General features: G+C 68.9%; 19 protein-coding genes, 1 tRNA gene and 1 pseudogene. 17 read left to right on the forward strand and 4 right to left on the reverse strand.

The window, feature by feature from the left end; all coding sequences use genetic code 11:
* The first annotated feature begins 33 nt into the window (after positions 1-33).
* Positions 34-420 carry a PPOX class F420-dependent oxidoreductase gene (locus ACGFJ7_RS34855; RefSeq protein WP_392646073.1) on the forward strand — a complete coding sequence of 129 codons (387 nt, stop codon included), beginning with the start codon at positions 34-36 and terminating at the stop codon, positions 418-420.
* On the opposite strand, the gene ACGFJ7_RS34860 is transcribed toward ACGFJ7_RS34855, so the two are convergent.
* The gene (locus tag ACGFJ7_RS34860; protein ID WP_392646075.1) at positions 410-1195 is read right to left on the reverse strand and encodes an SAM-dependent methyltransferase; all 786 of its coding nucleotides are present in this window, start codon (positions 1193-1195) and stop codon (positions 410-412) included. The genes ACGFJ7_RS34855 and ACGFJ7_RS34860 overlap by 11 nt on opposite strands.
* A gap of 74 nt (positions 1196-1269) precedes the next feature.
* Between ACGFJ7_RS34860 and ald the strand changes: the two genes are divergently transcribed.
* The 7 genes and pseudogenes from ald (at position 1270) to ACGFJ7_RS34895 (ending at position 9144) form a co-directional block, all read left to right on the forward strand.
* Entirely contained in the window at positions 1270-2385 is a 1116-nt protein-coding gene (ald, locus tag ACGFJ7_RS34865; RefSeq protein WP_360258449.1) for an alanine dehydrogenase, read from the forward strand.
* Between the two features lie 14 nt (positions 2386-2399).
* Positions 2400-3302 (forward strand): site-specific tyrosine recombinase XerD, encoded by a 903-nt coding sequence (locus ACGFJ7_RS34870; protein ID WP_392646368.1) that lies wholly within the window; start codon positions 2400-2402, stop codon positions 3300-3302.
* Positions 3303-3424: 122 nt separating this feature from the next.
* Positions 3425-4357, forward strand: coding sequence for a ParA family protein (locus tag ACGFJ7_RS34875; protein WP_360258447.1), 933 nt, complete (start codon positions 3425-3427; stop codon positions 4355-4357).
* A 27-nt stretch (positions 4358-4384) separates the two neighbouring features.
* On the forward strand, positions 4385-5029 hold the full coding sequence (locus ACGFJ7_RS34880; protein ID WP_360258445.1) for a hypothetical protein: 645 nt from the start codon (positions 4385-4387) through the stop codon (positions 5027-5029).
* 113 nt (positions 5030-5142) lie between these two features.
* Positions 5143-6114, forward strand: a pseudogene (locus tag ACGFJ7_RS34885) (segregation and condensation protein A); the annotation flags it as partial.
* Between the two features lie 1544 nt (positions 6115-7658).
* On the forward strand, positions 7659-8420 hold the full coding sequence (gene scpB / locus ACGFJ7_RS34890; protein WP_392646369.1) for an SMC-Scp complex subunit ScpB: 762 nt from the start codon (positions 7659-7661) through the stop codon (positions 8418-8420).
* Positions 8407-9144, forward strand: a complete 738-nt coding sequence (locus tag ACGFJ7_RS34895; protein WP_360258443.1) for a pseudouridine synthase — start codon at positions 8407-8409, stop codon at positions 9142-9144. The genes scpB and ACGFJ7_RS34895 overlap by 14 nt, the downstream gene beginning before the upstream one ends.
* A 43-nt stretch (positions 9145-9187) precedes the next feature.
* On the opposite strand, the gene ACGFJ7_RS34900 is transcribed toward ACGFJ7_RS34895, so the two are convergent.
* Positions 9188-9427 carry a hypothetical protein gene (locus ACGFJ7_RS34900; protein WP_360258441.1) on the reverse strand — a complete coding sequence of 80 codons (240 nt, stop codon included), beginning with the start codon at positions 9425-9427 and terminating at the stop codon, positions 9188-9190.
* Between the two features lie 71 nt (positions 9428-9498).
* Between ACGFJ7_RS34900 and ACGFJ7_RS34905 the strand changes: the two genes are divergently transcribed.
* Positions 9499-9780, forward strand: coding sequence for a hypothetical protein (locus ACGFJ7_RS34905; protein WP_360258438.1), 282 nt, complete (start codon positions 9499-9501; stop codon positions 9778-9780).
* Here ACGFJ7_RS34905 and ACGFJ7_RS34910 read toward each other — a convergent pair.
* On the reverse strand, positions 9728-10366 hold the full coding sequence (locus tag ACGFJ7_RS34910; protein ID WP_360258436.1) for a helix-turn-helix domain-containing protein: 639 nt from the start codon (positions 10364-10366) through the stop codon (positions 9728-9730). The genes ACGFJ7_RS34905 and ACGFJ7_RS34910 overlap by 53 nt on opposite strands.
* 85 nt (positions 10367-10451) lie before the next feature.
* Here ACGFJ7_RS34910 and ACGFJ7_RS34915 point away from each other — a divergent pair, with 85 nt between their 5' ends.
* Together ACGFJ7_RS34915 and ACGFJ7_RS34920 are read left to right on the forward strand one after the other, a co-directional pair.
* A complete protein-coding gene (locus ACGFJ7_RS34915; RefSeq protein WP_392646079.1) occupies positions 10452-11387 on the forward strand; it encodes an NADP-dependent oxidoreductase in 936 nt (311 codons plus the stop codon).
* A gap of 45 nt (positions 11388-11432) precedes the next feature.
* Positions 11433-11939 (forward strand): DUF6245 family protein, encoded by a 507-nt coding sequence (locus ACGFJ7_RS34920; protein WP_360258430.1) that lies wholly within the window; start codon positions 11433-11435, stop codon positions 11937-11939.
* A 4-nt stretch (positions 11940-11943) separates the two neighbouring features.
* On the opposite strand, the gene ACGFJ7_RS34925 is transcribed toward ACGFJ7_RS34920, so the two are convergent.
* Complete coding sequence (locus tag ACGFJ7_RS34925) at positions 11944-12615, reverse strand: enoyl-CoA hydratase-related protein (RefSeq protein ID WP_392646080.1); 672 nt, start codon at positions 12613-12615, stop codon at positions 11944-11946.
* Between the two features lie 248 nt (positions 12616-12863).
* On the opposite strand from ACGFJ7_RS34925, the gene cmk reads away from it, so the two are divergent.
* The 6 genes from cmk (at position 12864) to ACGFJ7_RS34955 (ending at position 19395) form a co-directional block, all read left to right on the forward strand.
* The gene (gene cmk / locus ACGFJ7_RS34930) at positions 12864-13547 is read left to right on the forward strand and encodes a (d)CMP kinase (protein ID WP_360258427.1); all 684 of its coding nucleotides are present in this window, start codon (positions 12864-12866) and stop codon (positions 13545-13547) included.
* Entirely contained in the window at positions 13544-14929 is a 1386-nt protein-coding gene (gene der / locus ACGFJ7_RS34935) for a ribosome biogenesis GTPase Der (RefSeq protein ID WP_360258425.1), read from the forward strand. Before cmk ends, der begins: the two co-directional genes overlap by 4 nt.
* A gap of 50 nt (positions 14930-14979) precedes the next feature.
* A tRNA-Pro gene (locus ACGFJ7_RS34940) sits at positions 14980-15056 on the forward strand.
* Positions 15057-15225: 169 nt separating this feature from the next.
* Complete coding sequence (locus tag ACGFJ7_RS34945; protein ID WP_392646082.1) at positions 15226-16353, forward strand: tyrosine-type recombinase/integrase; 1128 nt, start codon at positions 15226-15228, stop codon at positions 16351-16353.
* A gap of 237 nt (positions 16354-16590) precedes the next feature.
* Entirely contained in the window at positions 16591-16794 is a 204-nt protein-coding gene (locus tag ACGFJ7_RS34950) for a helix-turn-helix domain-containing protein (RefSeq protein WP_392646371.1), read from the forward strand.
* Positions 16795-16950: 156 nt separating this feature from the next.
* Positions 16951-19395, forward strand: coding sequence for a phage/plasmid primase, P4 family (locus ACGFJ7_RS34955; protein ID WP_392646084.1), 2445 nt, complete (start codon positions 16951-16953; stop codon positions 19393-19395).
* Positions 19396-19415 lie beyond the last annotated feature (20 nt).

The raw sequence follows: 19415 nt of genomic DNA on the forward strand, positions 1-19415 counted from the left end.
CTTGAACGGAGGTTGAGGTTGCAACCTCCGGGCATGCCTTTCACCGAGATCGAACTCGCGTACCTCCAGGCGCAGCCGCTCGGGCGGCTCGCCACGCTCCGGCCGGACGGGACGCTGCAGAACAGCCCGGTCGGATTTCGGGTCGACGCCGCCGCGGGCACGATCGACATCCCCGGGTACGGGATGTCGAGCAGCCGCAAGTACCGCAACGTGGCGGCCAACGGGCAGGTCGCCCTCGTCGTGGACGACGTGCCGTCGGTCGACCCGTGGCGGGTGCGCTGCGTGGAGATCCGCGGCACCGCCGAGGCGATCGGGGAGATCATCCGGATCCGTCCCCGGCGGATCATCAGTTTCGGGCTCGATCAGCCGGACGCCGACGCCCACAGGCTGGTCGTGAACGGCCGCGACGTCACCTCTTGACGGCCACGCCGCCGGACATCTGGATGTGGTGGTCGCCGATCGCCTCGTCCTCGGGGGCGGGGCGCCAGCGGTGGACCAGGGTGACGCCCGGGTCGAGCAGGTCGAGGTCGCGGAAGAGCTTGGTGACCTCCTCGTCGGTGCGGGCCTTGGCCGGGATGCCGCGGGAGCGGTAGGCGGCGGCGCCGGCCACGGCTTGATCGTTGTGGGCGGTCACCGTGGAGATGGCCAGGGTGCTGCCGGCGGGGAACGGGGCCAGCAGCTCGTCGATGATGGCGTGGGCCTCGTCCTCGTCGGTGATGAACTGCAGGACCGCGATGAGGCTGATCGCCACCGGCTGGGACGGGTCGAGGGCGCCCACCTCCGGCGAGCGCAGGATCTTCCGTACGTCACGAAGGTCGGCGTCGATGTACGCCGTGGAACCGGCCGGCGTGGAGGTCAGCAGCGCCCTCGCGTGGACGAGGACGATGGGGTCGTTGTCCACGTACACGATCCTGGAAGTGGGGTCCTGCTCCTGCACCACCTCGTGCAGGTTGGGGCTGGTGGGCAGGCCGGTGCCGATGTCGAGGAACTGGCGCAGGCCCCGCTCGGCGGCCAGGTGGCGCGCGACCCGGGCCATGTAGCGGCGGTTGGCCCGCATGGAGATGGGCAGGCTGGGTGACGCTTCGACGATGGTCGCGGCGGCGGCGCGGTCGGCCTCGAAATTGTCCTTGCCGCCGAGCAGGTAGTCGTAGATGCGCGCCGAGTGCGGCGCCGACGTGTTCAGATCAACCACCATGATCGGCAATCTACCGTACTGTCCAAAGAGAACGAACCGCTCAAATACTCAGCGTCGAGTGGAAGGACGGTGCCGTGAAGGTCGGCATTCCGAGCGAGATCAAGAACAACGAGTTCCGGGTGGCCATCACGCCGGCCGGTGTGTACGAGTTCCGCCGGGCCGGGCACGAGGTGCTGGTGCAGGCCGGGGCCGGAACCGGCTCGTCGATCACCGACGGGGACTATCAGGCGGCCGGCGCCACGATCGTGCCCGGCGCGGACGAGGTCTGGGGCGGCGCCGAGCTGATCCTCAAGGTCAAGGAGCCCATCGCGGAGGAGTATCCGCGCATGCGGCCGGGTCAGGTCCTGTTCACCTATCTGCACCTGGCCGCGTCCAAGGAGTGCACCGACGCGCTGCTCGACCGCAAGGTCACCGGCATCGCGTACGAGACGGTGGAACTGCCCGACCGCTCGCTGCCGCTGCTGGCGCCGATGTCCGAGGTCGCCGGGCGGCTCGCCCCGCAGGTCGGCGCGTACCACCTGATGCGCTCGGGCGGGGGACGAGGCGTACTCATGGGCGGTGTCCCCGGTGTCTACGCGGCCAAGGTCGTGGTGATCGGCGCCGGTGTGTCGGGCATGAACGCCGCGGCCATCGCCCTGGGCATGCAGGCCGAGATCCTGGTGCTCGACCGCAACATCGCCAAGCTGCGGGCGGCCGACGCCGACTACCGGGGTCATCTGCAGACGGTGGCTTCCAACGCGTACGAGATCGAGAAGGCCGTCCTCGACGCCGACCTGGTCATCGGCGCCGTCCTGATCCCCGGCGCGAAAGCGCCCAACCTGGTGCCGAACGACCTGGTCGCGCGGATGAAGCCGGGCAGCGTGCTGGTCGACATCTCGATCGACCAGGGCGGCTGCTTCGAGGACTCGCGGCCCACCACCCACGCCGACCCGGTCTACCAGGTGCACAACTCGCTGTTCTACTGCGTGGCCAACATGCCGGGTTCGGTGCCGCACACCAGCACCTACGCACTGACCAACGTCACCCTGCCGTACGCTCTGGAACTGGCGAACCTCGGCTGGCGGCAGGCGCTCAAGGCCGACGCCGCGCTCGCGCTGGGCCTGAACACCCACGACGGGCACGTCACCTACGGACCGGTCGCGGAGGCGCACGGCATGCGGAACCTGCCCCTGAACGCGGTGCTGACCTGAGCCTGCACCGTGTGATCACCGCCTATCTCGACCATCTCACCGTCGAGCGTGGGCTGTCGCGCAACACCCTCGTGTCGTACCAGCGTGATCTCGACCGTTACGCCGCGGCGCTCGCCGCGTCCGGTGTCACCGAGCTGTCCGACGTGACGGCCTCCGCGATCACCGATCACCTGGCCACGCTGCGCGAGGAGGGCCTGGCGTCCTCCTCGGCGGCCCGGGCGATCAGCGCCGTACGGGGCCTGCACCGGTTCGCCGCCCGGGAGGGCTACACGGGCGGCGACGTCGCGGCCGACGTACGGCCGCCGGCGCCGCCCAAGCGCCTGCCCAAGGCCCTCGATGTCGATCAGGTGACCCGGCTGCTGGCGGTGCCCGGCGACGACACTCCGGCCGGGCTGCGGGACCGGGCGCTGCTGGAGTTCCTCTACGGCACCGGGGCGCGGATCTCCGAGGCGGTCGGTGCGGACATCGACGATCTGTCGCTCTCGGCCTCTGACGAAGACCACGCGATCTTGCGCGGCAAGGGCGGAAAGACGCGGTTGGTTCCGGTCGGCGGTTACGCGCGGGCTGCTCTGGAGGCTTATTTGGTACGGGGGAGAGCCGCGCTCAGCGCGAACGGCACAGGGACACCGGCCGTCTTCCTGAACGCGCGCGGTGGACGGCTGTCCCGGCAGGGCGCCTGGATGATCCTGCGCCGGGCGGCGGTCGCGGCCGAGCTGCCGGTCGAGGGCCCGTACGCGGTCTCGCCGCACACGCTGCGTCACTCGTACGCGACCCATCTGCTCGACGGCGGCGCCGACGTCCGGGTCGTGCAGGAGCTGCTGGGACACGCTTCGGTCACGACTACGCAGGTGTACACCTTGGTCACCGTGGACCGGCTCCGCGAGGTTTACGCGACCGCTCACCCGCGTGCTCGTTAGACGCTGCGCATCCATCTCGGCTTTCTTCAGGCGACACGCCGATGGCTGACCCCGGCGGTGCGGCGCGCGTGGCGTAGAGTCGGGCATCGGCTCCGGCTGGCGAGTCGGGAGGGGGCGAGGTCATGACGGGGAACGGCAACCGGGCGGAGGCCTGGACCTCCACACTCCGGGAGCAGCAGGGCTCCCTCGACCTCGGCGCCGATCTGGGTCCCGCCGACCCGACGGCGTACACGATGCGCCGCCCGATCCCCGAGCCGATGCCGACCGACCGGCACGGCCCGGCGCGGATCATCGCCCTGGCCAACCAGAAGGGTGGCGTGGGCAAGACCACCACCACGATCAACCTGGGTGCGGCCCTGGCCGAGTACGGGCGCAAGGTCCTGCTCGTCGACTTCGACCCCCAGGGCGCCTGCTCGGTGGGTCTCGGCGTCAACCCGCACAACCTCGACCTGAGCGTCTACAACCTGCTCATGCAGGACGACGTGGCCACCGAGGACGTCATCATCAAGACCGATGTGGCCGGCCTGCACCTGCTGCCCGCCAACATCGACCTGTCCGCGGCCGAGATCCAGCTGGTCAACGAGGTCGCCCGCGAGATGGCGCTGGCCCGGGCGCTGCGCTCGGTCCGCAAGGAGTACGACTTCATCCTGATCGACTGCCAGCCCTCGCTGGGCCTGCTGGCGATCAACGCGCTGACCATCGCGCACGGCGTGCTCATCCCGCTCGAGTGCGAGTTCTTCTCGCTGCGCGGCGTGGCACTGCTGCTCGACACGATCGACAAGGTCCGCGAGCGGCTCAACTTCGACCTCGAGCTCGAGGGCATCCTGGCGACCATGTACGACAGCCGCACCACCCACTGCCGCCAGGTGCTGCAGCGGGTCGTGGAGGCGTTCGGCGACAAGGTCTACCAGACGGTCATCACCAAGACCGTCAAGTTCCCCGAGTCCACGGTGGCCGGCGCACCGATCACCACGCTCGACCCGGCCTCCTCCGGCGCCCGCAACTATCGCCAGCTGGCCCGCGAGGTCATCGCCGCCAAGGTTGAGCGCGGCTGACAGGTGCTCTACGCGCTCGGTGAGCCGGTGGCGTTCGTCGCCCTGGTCGTCTCCTTCCTGCTCGGTCTCGTGCTGCGCGCGCTCGCCATCCGGTCGACGTCGCGGATGCTGAAACTCTCCGACCGCCGCGAGTCGATCACCCCGCGCCTGCGCGAGGACGTCGACCCGTTCGGCGCGGTCGCGGCGGCCCTCGGCGGCATGGGCTGGGGCAAGATGCTCACGGTGGACGAGGTGCCGCGCTGGCGCGGACGCGGCCGGGCGGTGGCGGTGTTCCTGGCCGGGCCGCTGCTGTGCGTGGTGGTCTCGCAGCTGCTCATGCTGGCGTACTCGCTGGCCTACCCGGACAACTTCCTGGCCTTCATCGGCCCGGCCGACGTGCTGCTCGGCATCGACCTGCCGGTGGGCGAGCAGGTGCTGCTGTCGCTGGCGGTCGGGCTGCTCTGCTTCGGCATTCTGGCCGTCATCCCGATTCCGCCGCTGGACGGGTTCGGGGCGCTGTATTCCGCGCTGCGCACGCCCGGCCGGGGCATGCAGTGGATGCGGCTGTGGTTCGAGGACAAGAACATCGGCGTACTGGTCCTGCTGATCCTGTGCATTTTTCCCTTCGGTACGCCGTTCCTGCTCCGCATCCTGAACGCGCTCGGCCTGGTCTTCGTTCGCCTGTGGGGTTGATCTTCTCGGCACCCGCGTACCCATTCCGGATTTGTCCCGTTTAAACGGTACGGACGGGAAGGGGCGCGGTGAGCACTGAGCAGGTTGTCGTACCGGTGGTCTACGGTCAGCAGGTGCCTGACGAGCCCGCCGAAGTCTCCGACATCTCCGCCGAGGATGACTCGGGCAAATTTCTGGTACGCCTCGACAACTTCACCGGCCCGTTCGATCTGCTCCTCCAGCTGATCGGCAAACACAAGCTGGACGTCACCGAGATCGCGCTCCACCAGGTCACCGACGACTTCATCGCGTACATCAGGGCCATGGGCGACGACTGGGACCTCGGCGAGACCAGCGAGTTCCTGCTGGTGGCGGCCACCCTGCTCGACCTGAAAGCGGCTCGGCTGCTGCCGGCGGCCGACGTCGAGGACGAGGAAGACCTGGCCCTGCTCGAGGCGCGCGACCTGCTGTTCGCGCGGCTGCTGCAGTACAAGGCGTACAAGGAGGCGGCGGCCCACATCGCCGAGCTCGAGTTCACCGGCGGCAAGAGGTGGCCGCGCTCGGTGTCGATGGAGCCGCGCTACGCCGAGGCGCTGCCCGACCTGGTGCTGGGCGTCGGGCCGGAAAGGTTGTTCAAGCTCGCGCTGAAACAGTTCATCCCGAAACCCGGCCCGCCGCAGGTGTCGATCGCCCACATCCACCAGGTCCGGGTCAGCGTCCGCGAACACGCGGCCCTGCTGCGCGACCGCCTCCGCCGGGCCGGCTCGGCGACGTTCACCCTGCTGGTGGCCGACTGCGACAACACGCTCGAGGTGGTGGCGCGGTTCCTGGCTCTGCTGGAGCTCTACCGCGAGGGCCTGATCGACTTCGAACAGCCGGTCTCCCTCGACGAACTGACAGTCCGCTGGATCGGCGGCGACGCGGCCGACGCCGAACTCGAAATCGACGACTACGAGGGCACCAAGCCGACCGAGGACGCCCCACCCGAAGACCCCAACGCAACGGATGCGGCGCCTTCGCCCACCGAGCCCGACGTGCCATCTTCGGCGACGTCGCTCATGGAGGCCGACGTGCCATCTTCGGCGACGTCGCTCACGGAGCCCGACGTGCCGTCTTCGGCGACGTCGCTCATTGAGCCCAACGTGCCGTCTTCGGCGACGTCGCTTGCTGTGCCCGATGTGCCATCTTCGGCTGCCTCGGCCGCTGCGCTCGCGGAACCCGGCGCGGATGCGGCTCCTTCGGCCTATCCGGTCGCGAAGCCCGATGTGGCGGATGCCGCTGCCTCGGTTGCGGGGCCGGGGATGGATGGCGCTGCCTCGGTTGCGGGCTCGGGTGTGGCGGATGTCGCTGCTTCGGTCGCCGGGCGCGGTGAGGCGGATGCGGGTACCCCGGCTGCTTCGCTCGGGAAGCCCGATGTGGCGGATTCGACCCCTTCGGCTCCTTCGACCCCTTCGACCTCTTGGACCCCTTCGGCCCCTTCGGCGTCTTCGGCCCCTTCGGCGTTTTCGGCCCCTTCGGCGTCTTCGGCCCCTTCGGCTCCTTCGGCCGCGGAGCCGTTTAGGGCGGAGTCGGCTGCTTCCGCTGCGGAGGGCGCTGCGAGGGAATCGGCCGATGAGCGTGGTGTGGCGGAATCGGCGGATTCGGTCGTGGGGGATGCGGGGAAGCGTGAGGTGGGCCGACTTGACGTGGGCCCCGATGACGATGATCTTGGCGGGGAAGACGACGACGCGGAGGAACGATCGTGAGCAGCGACGAGCAGTCTGACTCACTCGCGGCGCAGGCCGCGGCCTGGGTGCCGCCGTGGGAGAGGCCGCAGCGGCCGGTGGATCGCAAGTTCCAGGCCGACGCCGAGGAGGAGGCGCGCGCCGAGCTCGCGGACGGTCGGGGGGAGTGGGCGGCGGTTCCCACCTCGGCCAGCGGAGACGAGGACGAAGAGTACGGCGAGTTCAAGCATCGGGAGGCCACGGCTCGCGGGGCGGAGAACCGGGCATCCGACGACGAGGAACTCCCGGGGGACGGGGACGACCTCGAAGAGGCGGGGCTCGACTCGGACGACGACTTCGATCCCGCCTTCGAGCGGCCGAACCCGCCGGCGGAGGAGCCCGCGCTCGGGGACGCCGAAGAGGACCAGGTCGCTGTCGACGCGCCGGTCGAGGAAGGTGCGTCGCCAGCTGACGGGGATGCGCCGGCCGACGGCGATGTGCCGGCCGACGGCGATGTGCCGGTCGGCGGGCAGTCTGAGGAGCTGCCGGTCGGTGGGGTGTCTGAGGAGCTGCCGGTCGGTGGGGTGGACGCGCCCGCTGAGGGTGGCGGGGGCGATCCGGTTGAGGTCGTGCCTGGGCCGGAGCTGCCGTTGCCGGAGGCGATCGAGGAGGCGGCGGCGGCCGAGCTCGTCGATGACGAAGGTGATCCGGTCGACGCGCCGCTTCCCGAGGACGGGGATGACGCGGGGGACGTCTTCGACGCGGCGGCCGATGATGACGTCAGCGATGACGGGGAGAGCGATCTGCCGTTCGCGGACGAGGTGCCGGCGGACGGTGGGCGGGCTGCCGACGAGGAGCTGGACGAGGTGCCGGCGGAGGACGGGCGGGCTGCCGACGAGGAGCTGGACGAGGTGTCGGCGGAGGATGGGCGGGCCGCCGGCGAGGAGCTGGACGGTGACGGGCCGGGGCTCGGTGGGCGGGACGCCGAGGATGTCGCCGAGTTCGACTGGGGTGGCGGCGTCGATCAGCCGATCGATGCTGCGGCCGGTGCGGCCGGGGCCGGTGCTGCGGGTGCTGCGGCGGTGCCGGAGCAGGCGGCGCGGCGGGGGCGTGGGGGCGCGGGGACGCGTACTGAGGAAGAAGTTGAACTGCCGGGGTTGACCGATGACGCTGAGCTGGCGGCGGCGCTTGAGGCGATCATGCTGGTGGTGGATGAGCCGGTGGCGGAGATGCAGCTGGCGCAGATTCTGGAGCAGCCGACCGAGCGTGTCGGGGTGATGCTGGAGGATCTGTCGGCGCGGTACACGGCGGCGGGGCACGGGTTCGACCTTCGGCGGGTGGCGGGTGGCTGGCGTCTCTACACGCGGCCGGAATATGCGCCGTACGTGGAACGGTTTGTTCTCGACGGGCAGTCTGTGCGACTGACCCAGGCGGCGCTGGAGACACTGGCTGTGGTCGCTTACAAGCAGCCGGTTACCCGGTCGCGCATCTCCGCCATCCGCGGTGTGAACTGCGACGGCGTCATGCGTACGCTTGTGACGCGCGGCCTGATCGAGGAATGCGGCACGGAGAGCGAAACCGGGGCACACCTGTATCGCACGACGGCGCTTTTCCTGGAAAAACTGGGTCTCAACTCGGTCGACCAGCTGCCGCCGCTCGCTCCGTTCCTGCCCGACGACGTGGAAGAAGTACTCGATGCCTCAGGCTGACACCGCCGAACGCCTCCAGAAAGTGCTGGCGGCCGCCGGTGTTGGATCCCGCCGCGCCTGCGAAGACCTGATCTTCCGCCGGCGTGTGACGGTGAACGGCAAGGTCGCCAAGCTCGGCGACAAGGTCGACCCCAACACTGCCGAGATCCACGTGGACGGCCAGCGGATCATCACCGACACCAAACTCATGTACATCGCGATGAACAAGCCTCGCGGTGTCGTCTCGTCTCTCGACGACGAAAAGGGCCGCACCGAGTTGGCCGACTTTCTCGGGCAGTTCGGCACCCGGCTCTACCACGTCGGGCGCCTGGACGCCGACAGTGAGGGCCTGCTGCTCATCACCAACGACGGCGACCTCACGAACAAGCTGACCCACCCCCGGTACGAGATCCAGAAGACGTATCTGGCCGAGGTGACCAACGGGCCGCTGGCGCGCAACGTCGGCCGGCAGCTGCTGAGCGGGATCGAGCTCGAGGACGGTCCGGCCAAGGCCGACCAGTTCAAGCTGGTCGGTGCGCTGGGCAAGACGGCTCAGGTCGAGATCACGCTGCACGAGGGCCGCAAGCACATCGTCCGCCGGATGATGGAGGAGGTCGGCCACCCGGTCACCCGGCTCATCCGTACGTCGGTCGGCCCGATCCGGCTCGGCGACCTCCGCCCCGGTGGCTTCCGTCACCTGTCGATGGCCGAGGTCGCCGCCCTGTTCAAGGCCGCCGGCGACTGATCGCCACATGCGAGAAGCCCGGGCCTGTGCGCCCGGGCTTTCGTTATTCCGGCCGGTAGTTCGGGGAGTCGCCGGCGAGGCTGCGCGAGTCGTAGCCCGAGCGGTCGGCGATGCCGCCGCCCTTCTCGCCGGTGCGGTCCTCCGGGGCGAGGTCGGCCGGCTCGTCGGCGGGGACTCCCGGGTCGACGGAATGGCCCGGCGGGCGCAGCGAGGCCTCGTACGCGGTGGTGCCGTCCGGCTCGTCGCCCTGCCTGATGTCGATGCGGTGGGGTTGTTCGGTCATGACGGACGAATTCCCCGCCGGCCCGCCAATTAACGGGCATATGTGGCGGGATCGTGGGCAGGCGACCGGACATGAAGCGAGCGGTGGCGGCCTCCAGCGAGTGGATCGGATCCGACGGCATCCGGCAGCCGGGCGGCGAAGTGCACGCGTGGCAGCCCGGCACGAACCAGACGCTCTGCGGGCTGGCGCTGAGCCGCACCCGGCTGCGGCGCTTCCCGCATGTGCCGTTCGACTTCCGCGCCACCGACGTGGTCACCTCCGAGGATGAGGTGCGCTACATCTGCTCCCGCTGCGTGGCCGCTACTTCGCGCCGGGGCGAGCGGAATTGGGTACGGGTGTCGCCGCGTCCCTGACGGCTGGACCCGGCAAGGGGTGGGCGCCTTCGGGGCGCAGGCCGTCGAAGATGAGGGACAGGTAGCGGCGCCACAGGTCCGGTGGGGGGCTGGGGACGAAGCTGACCACGTGGCTGGGGGCGCACATCAGCAGGATCACGTCCATGCCCTCGATGTCGGGGCGGACGGCTCCGGCCTGCTGGGCTCGGGTCACCAGGGCGATGATCGCGGTGAACAGGCGTTCGCGGGCTTCGGTCAGGCGGGCGTTCACCTCGCCGGCCTCGCGCAGGAAGGACAGGTCGAGCTGCTGTTGGCGGCCGGCGGCGGCCTCCATGAACTCCAGCAGGGCGGCTCCGGGGTCGGTGGCCGTGGTCAGGTGGTGGGCCAGGGTGGCCAAGTCGTCGACGCGGTCGAGGACCACGGCGGCCAGCAGGTCGTCCTTGGTCGGGAAGTGGCGGAAGACGGTGCCCTTGCCGATGCCGGCCCGGCGGGCGATGTCGGCCACCGAGGCGTCCAGGCCGTGGGCGGCGAACTCCTCGGACGCGGCGGCCAGCAACGACGAGCGGTTGCGGGCGGCGTCCGCGCGCAGCGGGCGGTCGACTGTCACGATCGTCAGCTTAACAAGTTGACCGCGCGGTCCGTTTACGCCTAACGTGACCTACCGGTCCGCTTAGCGCTGTAACGGAGGAAGCATGAAGGCGATCGTCGCTCGTGACTACGGCCCGCCGTCCAGTTTTGAACTCGCCGACGTCGCCGTGCCCATTGCCGGGCCGGGGCAGATTCAAGTACGCATCGCCGCCGCGTCGCTCAATCCGGGGGACATCGTCATTCCGAGCGGTGCCTATCCCGTACGGCCGACGTTTCCGCACGTGCTCGGGAACGACTTCGCGGGGACCGTCAGTGCGGTCGGGGAGGGCGTCACGGCGTACTCGATCGGTGATGAGGTCTTCGGCCACTCGGTGCCGCGGGCGCTGGGGGCGCTGGCCGGCGCCAAGAATCCGTCGGTGACCACGGGGACGCTGGCGGAATACGCGGTCTTCGAGGCCGGTACGCCGTTCATCGCGCATCGGCCGGCCTCGCTCGACGTCGCCGCGGCGGCCGCGCTGCCGACGGTCGGGCTGACCGCCCGCGCGCTGATCACCCGGGCCGAGCCGAAGCCGGGCGAGACGGTGCTGGTGATCGGGGCGACAGGCGGCGTGGGTACGACGGTTCTGCCGCTGCTGGACGGGTGCCGGGTCATCGCGACCGGCCGGCCGGGGGACCGGGACGTGCTCCTCGGGCGGGGCGCCACCGAAGTGATCGGCTACGACGACTATCCGGCCGGTGGGGTCGATCTGGTGCTCAATCTGGTTCGGCCCACCGATCAGCTGCGCGAGGCGGCGCGGAGCCTGAAGCCGGGCGGCCGCCTCTTCACGATCACGTTTCCGCCGCCGCGACCCGAGATGATCGACCGGGAGGATGTGCGCTTCGAGCTCGTCCTCGACGTGGACGGTGACCTGGGCGGCATGCGCGAAGTCGTGGGACTGAGCCCGTTGATCACCGGGCGCTACCGGCTCGAGGAGGGCGTGCGGGCGCTGACCGACTTCGCCGGCCACCACACGGTCGGGAAGCTGGTCGTCACGGTGTAGGCGCGGCGCGCCGCATTTGTAGGCTTCCATCGATAGTTTGGGGTGATGGGGGAGGAAGAGCGACTTCTTGCGGCGCTGGCGGCGCTGGGAGCGTCACCGCCGGGCGACGACCTCGAGGACACGAACGCGCGGCGGGCCTGGCTGGCCGGGGCGCTGCTGGCGGCGGCGCAGGCCGAGGCCATGGCCGCGGACCGGCTGCTGATGAGCCGGGAGGCCCGGTACGCGCTGTGGCAGCGGCAACTCGACGCGGCCGACGAGCCGGCGGCGCGGGCCGACCGGATCCGGTGGCAGGTGCAGCGGGCCTGCCTGCCGTTGCCGGCCATGGCGCACGAGAGCCGCACCGATCCGATTCCGCTGGCCGCGGGGCAGGCGGCCGAGGGGCTTCAGCTGCTGCTGTCGGTCAGTGCGGCCACGCACGGTGCGGTCGCGGCGGGGGATGTGGCCCGGCTGGCGGCGCAGGCCGGCCGGCTACGGGAGGCGCGCAAGGTCCTTCAGGCGGCGGTCGACAACACCGACGAGCTGCTGGAGATGCTGGGATCGGTCGACATCTAGCGCCTCAGCCCCGGGGATCGGCGAAGTCGCGCAGGGCCTCCAGCACGCCGGCGTACATCCTGGTCTTGATGGTCTCGAGCGTGGGACCGGCCTTGGCCAGGTGACTCTGCGCGAGCGCGATCGCCGCGCTCCGGACCTCGGCCTCGTCGACGGCGCTGTCGACGATCTGCCTGGTGTACGCCTCGTGGCCGCCGAAGCGATGGGCGGTGACCATGGCCTGGTGCGCGGTCTGCGGGGTGAGCCGGGCCTGGATCAGGGCGGACATGCCGTGCGTGAACGGGATGTTGATGTCGGCCTCGGGCAGGCACCAGAAACCACGGTCGGCGCGCATGACCCGGAAGTCGTGGGCCAGCGACAGCATGGCGCCGGCGGCGAAGGTGTGGCCCTGGAGCGCGGCGACGGTCACGAAAGGCAGACTGAGGACGCGGGCCAGAAGACCATGGACCCGATTTCCGTACGCCGTGTACTGCTCCGGATGCTCGAACAGCCACTCCAGGTCGAGACCGTTCGACCAGAACTTGCCGGTGGCCGCGGTGACCAGGGCGCGCGGCTCGTCGCCCTTGACGACCTCGTCGAGCAGCGCGTTGACCTCGGTCAGCCAGTCGGGGTGGAAACGGTTCTCGCCGTCTCCCAGATGGAGCACGAAGACGTCGTCGAGCTTCTCCAGCGTGGGCATTGTGGGCTCCCCTCGTTGCTACTGTTGAGTAACTTACCGCCGGCCTTCGTTGCCGGACAGCCCGGCAGCCGCGGCAGGGGGATCGGGACGGCAGCTAGCCGGGTCCGTGGCCCCGGGGCTCCTCGTGACGCCGTACCTCTTCGGGCTTGATCTTGACTTTCTGTCGTTGGCAAGCCCCAGGTTCGTCGGTGGCTGATGGTGCGGGCACAATGGGAGGGTTGGTCGGGCGGGCAAACCCTGGAGGAACGGTGGCGGAAGAAGTACGGCCGGAAAAGTGTGTTGTCGCTGTCGACGGCCCCTCCGGATCCGGCAAGTCCACCGTTTCCCGGCGGCTGGCGGCCGCGATCGACGGGGTCTACCTGGACACCGGGGCCATGTACCGGGCGGTTACCTGGGCCGTTCTGCAGGGCGGAGCCGACCTCGGCGACCCCGACGCGATCGCGAAGATCGCGCTGGAGACCGAGTTGTCGATCGGCACCGATCCTGCGGCGCCGCATTTCGCGGCGAATGGCACTAACGTCGACGCCGCCATCCGCGGCGCCGAGGTGACCCATGCCGTGTCCGCGGTGGCGGCCGTCCCCGCGGTCCGCAAGCACCTGGTCGCCCTGCAGCAGGCGATCATCGCCGGCCAGCCCCGGATCATCGTCGAGGGCCGCGACATCGCGACCGTCGTCGCCCCTTCCGCGGACCTCAAGGTCTATCTGACGGCCTCGTCGGCGGCCCGCGCCCGGCGGCGCAGCGCGGAGGACGCGGGTTCCGACGTCGCGGCCACCGAAGCCTCACTGCTGCGCCGGGACAAGCTTGACTCCTCCCGCGCCACGGACCCGCTGAAGCAGGCGTCCGACGCCATCGAGGTCGACACGTCCGACATCGGCATCGACGAGGTCGTCGCGTACCTCTTGAATCTTTTGAACAGCAAGGTGAAGTCGTGAGTGACTCTCCCGCGGAGCTCCTCTCCGTGGATGTCGTTGAAGGTCCCGTCCCGGTGGTCGCCGTAGTCGGCCGCCCCAACGTGGGCAAGTCCACGCTGGTCAACCGCATCATCGGCCGCCGCCAGGCGGTCGTCGAAGACGTTCCCGGAGTGACCCGGGACCGCGTTCCCTACGACGCCCAGTGGAACGGCCGCCGCTTTACGGTCGTCGACACGGGCGGTTGGGAGCCGGACGCCCGCGACCGCGCGGCGGCCATCGCCCGGCAGGCCGAGATGGCGGTGCAGACGGCCGACGTCGTCGTGTTCGTCGTCGACGTGTCGGTCGGCGCCACGGATGTCGACGAGGCCGCGGTGAAGATGCTGCGGCGCTCGCACAAGCCGGTCATCCTGGTCGCCAACAAGGCGGACAACCAGAACCTGGAGCTCGAGGCGGTGTCGCTCTGGTCCCTGGGCCTGGGGGAGCCGCACCCGATCTCGGCGCTGCACGGCCGCGGGTCAGGCGACCTGCTGGACGACATTCTGTCGGCGCTGCCGGACCCGCCGCCGATCGTGGAGGACGGCCCACGCGGCCCGCGCCGGGTAGCTCTGGTGGGCCGCCCGAACGTCGGCAAATCGTCCCTGCTGAACAAGGTGTCCAAGGAGGAGCGGGCGGTAGTCGACTCGGTCGCCGGCACCACCGTCGACCCGGTCGACAGCCTCGTCGAGATGGACGGCGAGATCTGGCAGTTCGTCGACACCGCCGGCCTGCGCAAGCGGGTGAATCAGGCTTCCGGCACGGAGTATTACGCGTCCCTGCGCACAGCCGGCGCCGTGGAAGCCGCCGAGGTGGCCGTCGTGCTGCTCGACGCGGCCGAGGTCATCAGCGAGCAAGACCAGCGGGTCCTGACCCAGGTGGTCGAGGCGGGGCGGGCCTTGGTGATCGCCTTCAACAAGTGGGACCTGGTCGACGCCGACCGCCGCATCTTCCTGGACAAGGAGATCGACCGCGAACTGAAGCGCATCCCCTGGGCTGTCCGGGTCAACATCTCGGCCAAGACCGGCCGTGCGGTCGACAAGCTGGCGCCGGCGCTACGGCGGGCGCTGGATTCGTGGGAGCAGCGGGTTCCCACCGGGGCCTTGAACCAGTGGTTGACGGCGCTGACCCAGGCCACCCCGCACCCGGTGCGGGGCGGGCGGGCGCCACGCATTCTGTTCGCCACGCAGGCTGGAGTGGCACCGCCCCGGTTCGTGCTGTTCACCACGGGCCCGCTGGACGCCGGGTACATCCGCTTCGTGGAGCGCAAGCTCCGCGAGGAGTTCGGATTCGAGGGCTCGCCGGTGGAGATCTCCGTGAAGCCCCGGAAGAAGACGGGACCCGGGGGGCGGGGTAAGGCTCATGGGTAGGGCTTGGTAAGCTTTCGGAGTTGCCGCGCGGTGTTCGTGCCGGGCGGCGGCGGGCTGTAGCGCAGCTTGGTAGCGCACTTGACTGGGGGTCAAGGGGTCGCAGGTTCAAATCCTGTCAGCCCGACCAGCTTCTGAAGGCCGTTGGCAAGGACGAAAGTCCTGGTCAGCGGCTTTTTTCATGGACACATGTCTCTTAATCAAGATCGCTCTAGTGGATCTTGTGGTCACGGGCGTGGTCACAGACGGGCTTACCGTGGATGAGGTCAGCTCAGCTCTGTGACCACGGGGGTGCCCAGATGACCGTCGGCTCGTACCAGACTTCGACCAAGACGCTGTGGTTCTTCGTCATCGACCTGCCGGTCGGCGACGACGGCAAGCGGCGTCAGCACAAGCGACGAGGCTTTCCCAGCAAAACCGCCGCCGAGAAAGCCGAAACCGAAGCGCGCAAGGCATACGGCGAGGCCGCGATCGGCGCGGACGGCAGCGTCGCCGCCGAGCTCTCCGGCTGGCTGTCAGAGCGGGAACTCGACATCGAGGAAACGACTCTGGACAACTACCGAAACCTGTTCCGGATGTACGTCATCCCGCACATCGGCGGCCGGCAGCTTTACAGCCTCGACAAGCGCGTCGTCCAGGACATGTACAAGACGCTCGTGAAAGAGGGAGGCAACGGCAAGAAGCCGCTGTCGGAAACAACCGTCCGGACGGTGCACCGTGTGCTGATGAAGGCGTTCAAGGACCTCGGGATCGACCTCGGCGCGGTCCGGCAGCCGCGGCCGGCGCAGCGCGAGGACCAAGGCCGCAAGGGCGTCTGGACGCCGAAGCAGTCGAAGCAGTTCCTCAAGTTCCATCGCGACGCTCGCCTGTATGCGGCGTGGGCGCTCGCGGTGGTTGCCGGAACGCGCCGCGGTGAGATCGCGGGCCTGAAGTGGGGGAAGGTCGATCTCGACAACGGGATCGTCTACATCCACTGGCAGCGCACAATCTCCGGCAACAAGGTCATCGAGAAGGCGCCGAAGGGCAAAAGCCGACGTGCGATCGCGATCGGCCCTGCAATGGTCAAGGTTCTGCGTGAGCACAAAGCTCGCCAGGACGAGGAGAAGGCCGCCGCAGGGCTGCTCTACCACGATCACGACTGGGTCTTCCCCCGCGAGGATGGTGAGCCCTACTACCCGCGCTACTACACCGATCAATGGGAGAACGCCTGCCTTGCGGCCGGTGTCCCGGTCATCGTGCTCCACGACGCCCGCCACACCTCAGCCACAGCCGGAGCGGACGCCGGTGTTCCGGAACACGTCATGCAGAAACGGCTCGGCCACGCCGACGCTCGAACGACGCGCGAGGTCTACACCCACGTCCTTCCCGAGAGCGAACGCAAAGCCGCCGAGCTGATGGACTCTGCCCTCGGCGAAGAAGCGGCCTGACGACCGGGGCGCATTCGCGCCCCGGTCGTGCCGACTTCCGGCTAGGGGCGGACAGTCGAAGACAGCCCCGGACAACTGCCCCCGCCTCTGTTGGTCGTGATGCGCTCTATCAAGGCGCAGATCTCTCTACTGGTGCCGGATACGCACGATCAGTGCGGCCAGCCGGGAGTGCCACGACACAAGGAGATTGGGATGAGCAAGCGCGTATGGACAGTGGCGCAGGTCCGAGAACTCGGAATGGCGACGGACGTGGAGACGGCGGCATCAGTCCTAGGTATCGGTCGGACAACCGCATATACGCTGGCGCGATCCGGTGAATTTCCGGCTCCCGTCATCCGAGTCGGCCGGCGCTACGTTGTTTCTGTTGAGGGACTGCTAACGGTTCTTGGCGCGATCCGAGAAGCCGACCAACCGGAAGTCGTGAGTGACTCGCGCCGATAACCGTTTGCTGACTAGGTTTCGGCGGGAGCCGCTCAGGAACTCGTCACTGTCTCGCAGCGGCGTTTCCGTCGGCAGTGCAACGACGGTTCCCGTCGGAGCCTTCCGTAGTTCAATGGGGACTAAGTGAATAGCAAACCAAACACCCTCTCGGCAGCAATGGCTTGGTTGGACGCGGGCTGTACTCCCATTCCAATCCGTGCGGATGGGAGCAAGGCTCCTCTCGTCCCATGGCGCAGTTATATGGACGCGCCGCCAGATCGAAGGCAAGTCGAAGAGTGGTTTACGGGCAATCCCCCGGGGCTGGCGATTGTGTGTGGCAGCGCTTCCTCGGGGCTTGAGATGCTCGAGTTGGAAGGCCGCGCAGTCGACGAGGGGTTAGGGCAGGCGCTGATTGAGCTTCTAGCTGAAGCTGGTCTAGCCGAACTATGGAGGCGCATAACTTCCTATGGCTACTGGGAGAAGACGCCATCCGGCGGGGTCCATATCCTCTATAGGATCGCCGATGCCGCAGTTGATAGAAATCTCAAACTTGCCCGGCGGCCCGCGACCGAGTTCGAGCTTTCGATCGATGCGACTGACAAAGTCAAGACCCTTGCTGAAACCCGAGGCGAAGGCGGCTACACCATCGTCGCCCCGTCCTACGGCACCGTGCACAAAACGTGCCGCCCGTGGGTGACCCTGAACGGATCAACCCCAGCGCGGATTCCGACCATCAGCGTGACCGAACGTGCGGCATTGTTGGACGCGGTTCGAGCACTTGACGAAATGCCACCCCCGCCGCCCGCCGCGCAGCATCGTCTGCCTGCGCCGCCAACCGGACAGGAAGTCACCCCCGGGGATGACTTCGAGCGACGCATGGACTGGAGCGACCTGTTGGTGCCAGCTGGGTGGACGCTCGTACACGCGACGGGACGTACGCGGTATTGGCGCCGCCCAGGGAAAAGCACTGGAATCTCTGCGACGACGGGCCGCGCTGACGACCGCGACCGCCTCTTCGTCTTCAGCAGCAGTACGGAGTTCGAGACGGAAACCCCGCTGACGAAGTTTCACGTCTTCGCGGTCCTGCACCACGGCGGAGACCACAGCGCTGCCGCCCGGGCGCTGCGCCAGGACGGATACGGCCGACGTTTCGATATGCAGTCGGGGCCGGGCGGCTCGGGTTCCGGCTCAGGGCTCCGAGAGGCTCAGGACGCGGCGCCACTCCGCGCCCGTGTCGTACGGGAAGCGGTGTCGCCACCGGCGGCATGGGGACCGACGGAAGACGGGCTGGCGCGGGCCCTGGTCGCCCACCACGGCCACGAGCTGAGGTATTGCCCTCAGCGGGGAGCTTGGCTGTTGTGGTCGGGGCATCGGTGGGTCTGGGATGACGCAGAACGCCACCGGGAGTACGTGAGGGAGCTGGCTCGGCAGTTGCCCAGCGCCGGCGGCTGGCGTCGTTTCCGATCTCAGGCGTTGTCCGCCGGTGGAGTGTCGGGCGTGGTGCGCCTGGCGCGGTCTGACCCCGCGGTGACCGTGTCCTTGGCCGCGTTGGACGCCCGTCCTTATGAGCTGAACACCCCGGCAGGTGTGGTGGACCTGCGGACCGGTGAGGTGGGCGCCGCGGACCCGGAGCTTCTGCACACGCGGTCAACCGCGGTGGCGCCGGACTTCGAGCGGCAGTCGGAGGTCTTCGACGCCTTCCTGCATGACACCTTCGGCGAGGATGACGAGCTGGCCGGATACGTGCAGCGGTTGATCGGCGTTTCGGCCATCGGCAGCGTGCTCGAGCAGCTGCTTCCGTTCGCGGTCGGTCCTGGAGCGAATGGCAAGTCAACGCTGTTGGAAGCGGCGATGCATGCCCTCGGTCGGGGTGATGACGGCTACGCGCGGGCGGGGTCGTCGGAGATGTTGATGGTGCGCAAGCACGTCGAGCATCCAGCGGAGCTGGCGCAGCTGTCCGGTGCGAGGTTGGTGGTTTGTGCGGAGCTCGACGAGGGGCAGCGTTTCGCTGAGGCGCGGGTCAAGCAGCTGACGGGCCGGGATTCGTTGTCGGCGCGGTTCATGCGGCGCGACTGGTTCACGTTCGAGCCGAGTCACACGCTGTGGCTGCTCGGCAATCACCTGCCGGCGGCTCGGGCGGGCGGGCCGGCGTTCTGGCGGCGGATCCGGGTGCTGCCGTTCAACCGCCTGGTGCCGCCGCAGCGACAGGACAAGCAGCTTGGGGAGCGCTTGGCGCAGGACGCTTCTGTAATCTTGGCGTGGATCGTCGCGGGGGCCGCGGCATATCACCAGGGCGGGCTTCGCGAGCCGGTATCGGTGTCTAGGGCGACTGAGGCGTACGCCCGGGATCAGGACACGGTTGGCCGTTTCGTCGACGAGCAGTGCCATTCTCAGCCCGGGTCAGTGGGTATGCGGATCGCTGTCAGTGTGCTGCGGGAGGCGTACGAGCAGTGGTGCGAGCAATTGGGCGAGCGGCCGGTGTCGGCCAAACGCCTGACTCAGGAGCTGCAGAGCCGTTTCGGTGTCGCTGACGCGCGGGGCGGCAAGGGGCAGCGTTTCTACACCGGCATTGCACTGCTGGACGCTGATGATCCCCAGGCCGTCCTGCCGGTCGAGTCGTGATCAGCGGTACTGCTCGTCGC

The sequence above is a fragment of the Actinoplanes sp. NPDC048988 genome, from assembly GCF_043197815.1.
GTDB lineage: Bacteria > Actinomycetota > Actinomycetes > Mycobacteriales > Micromonosporaceae > Actinoplanes.

Excerpts from the sequence above, each read along its gene's own strand:
- ACGFJ7_RS34855 (WP_392646073.1), top strand. The coding sequence starts at position 34 with ATGCCTTTCACCGAGATCGAACTCGCGTACCTCCAGGCGCAGCCGCTC.
- ACGFJ7_RS34860 (WP_392646075.1), bottom strand. The coding sequence starts at position 1,195 with ATGGTGGTTGATCTGAACACGTCGGCGCCGCACTCGGCGCGCATCTAC.
- ACGFJ7_RS34875 (WP_360258447.1), top strand. The coding sequence starts at position 3,425 with ATGACGGGGAACGGCAACCGGGCGGAGGCCTGGACCTCCACACTCCGG.
- ACGFJ7_RS34895 (WP_360258443.1), top strand. The coding sequence starts at position 8,407 with ATGCCTCAGGCTGACACCGCCGAACGCCTCCAGAAAGTGCTGGCGGCC.
- ACGFJ7_RS34900 (WP_360258441.1), bottom strand. The coding sequence starts at position 9,427 with ATGACCGAACAACCCCACCGCATCGACATCAGGCAGGGCGACGAGCCG.
- ACGFJ7_RS34905 (WP_360258438.1), top strand. The coding sequence starts at position 9,499 with ATGAAGCGAGCGGTGGCGGCCTCCAGCGAGTGGATCGGATCCGACGGC.
- ACGFJ7_RS34915 (WP_392646079.1), top strand. The coding sequence starts at position 10,452 with ATGAAGGCGATCGTCGCTCGTGACTACGGCCCGCCGTCCAGTTTTGAA.
- ACGFJ7_RS34920 (WP_360258430.1), top strand. The coding sequence starts at position 11,433 with ATGGGGGAGGAAGAGCGACTTCTTGCGGCGCTGGCGGCGCTGGGAGCG.
- ACGFJ7_RS34925 (WP_392646080.1), bottom strand. The coding sequence starts at position 12,615 with ATGCCCACGCTGGAGAAGCTCGACGACGTCTTCGTGCTCCATCTGGGA.
- ACGFJ7_RS34945 (WP_392646082.1), top strand. The coding sequence starts at position 15,226 with ATGACCGTCGGCTCGTACCAGACTTCGACCAAGACGCTGTGGTTCTTC.
- ACGFJ7_RS34950 (WP_392646371.1), top strand. The coding sequence starts at position 16,591 with ATGGCGACGGACGTGGAGACGGCGGCATCAGTCCTAGGTATCGGTCGG.
- ACGFJ7_RS34955 (WP_392646084.1), top strand. The coding sequence starts at position 16,951 with ATGGCTTGGTTGGACGCGGGCTGTACTCCCATTCCAATCCGTGCGGAT.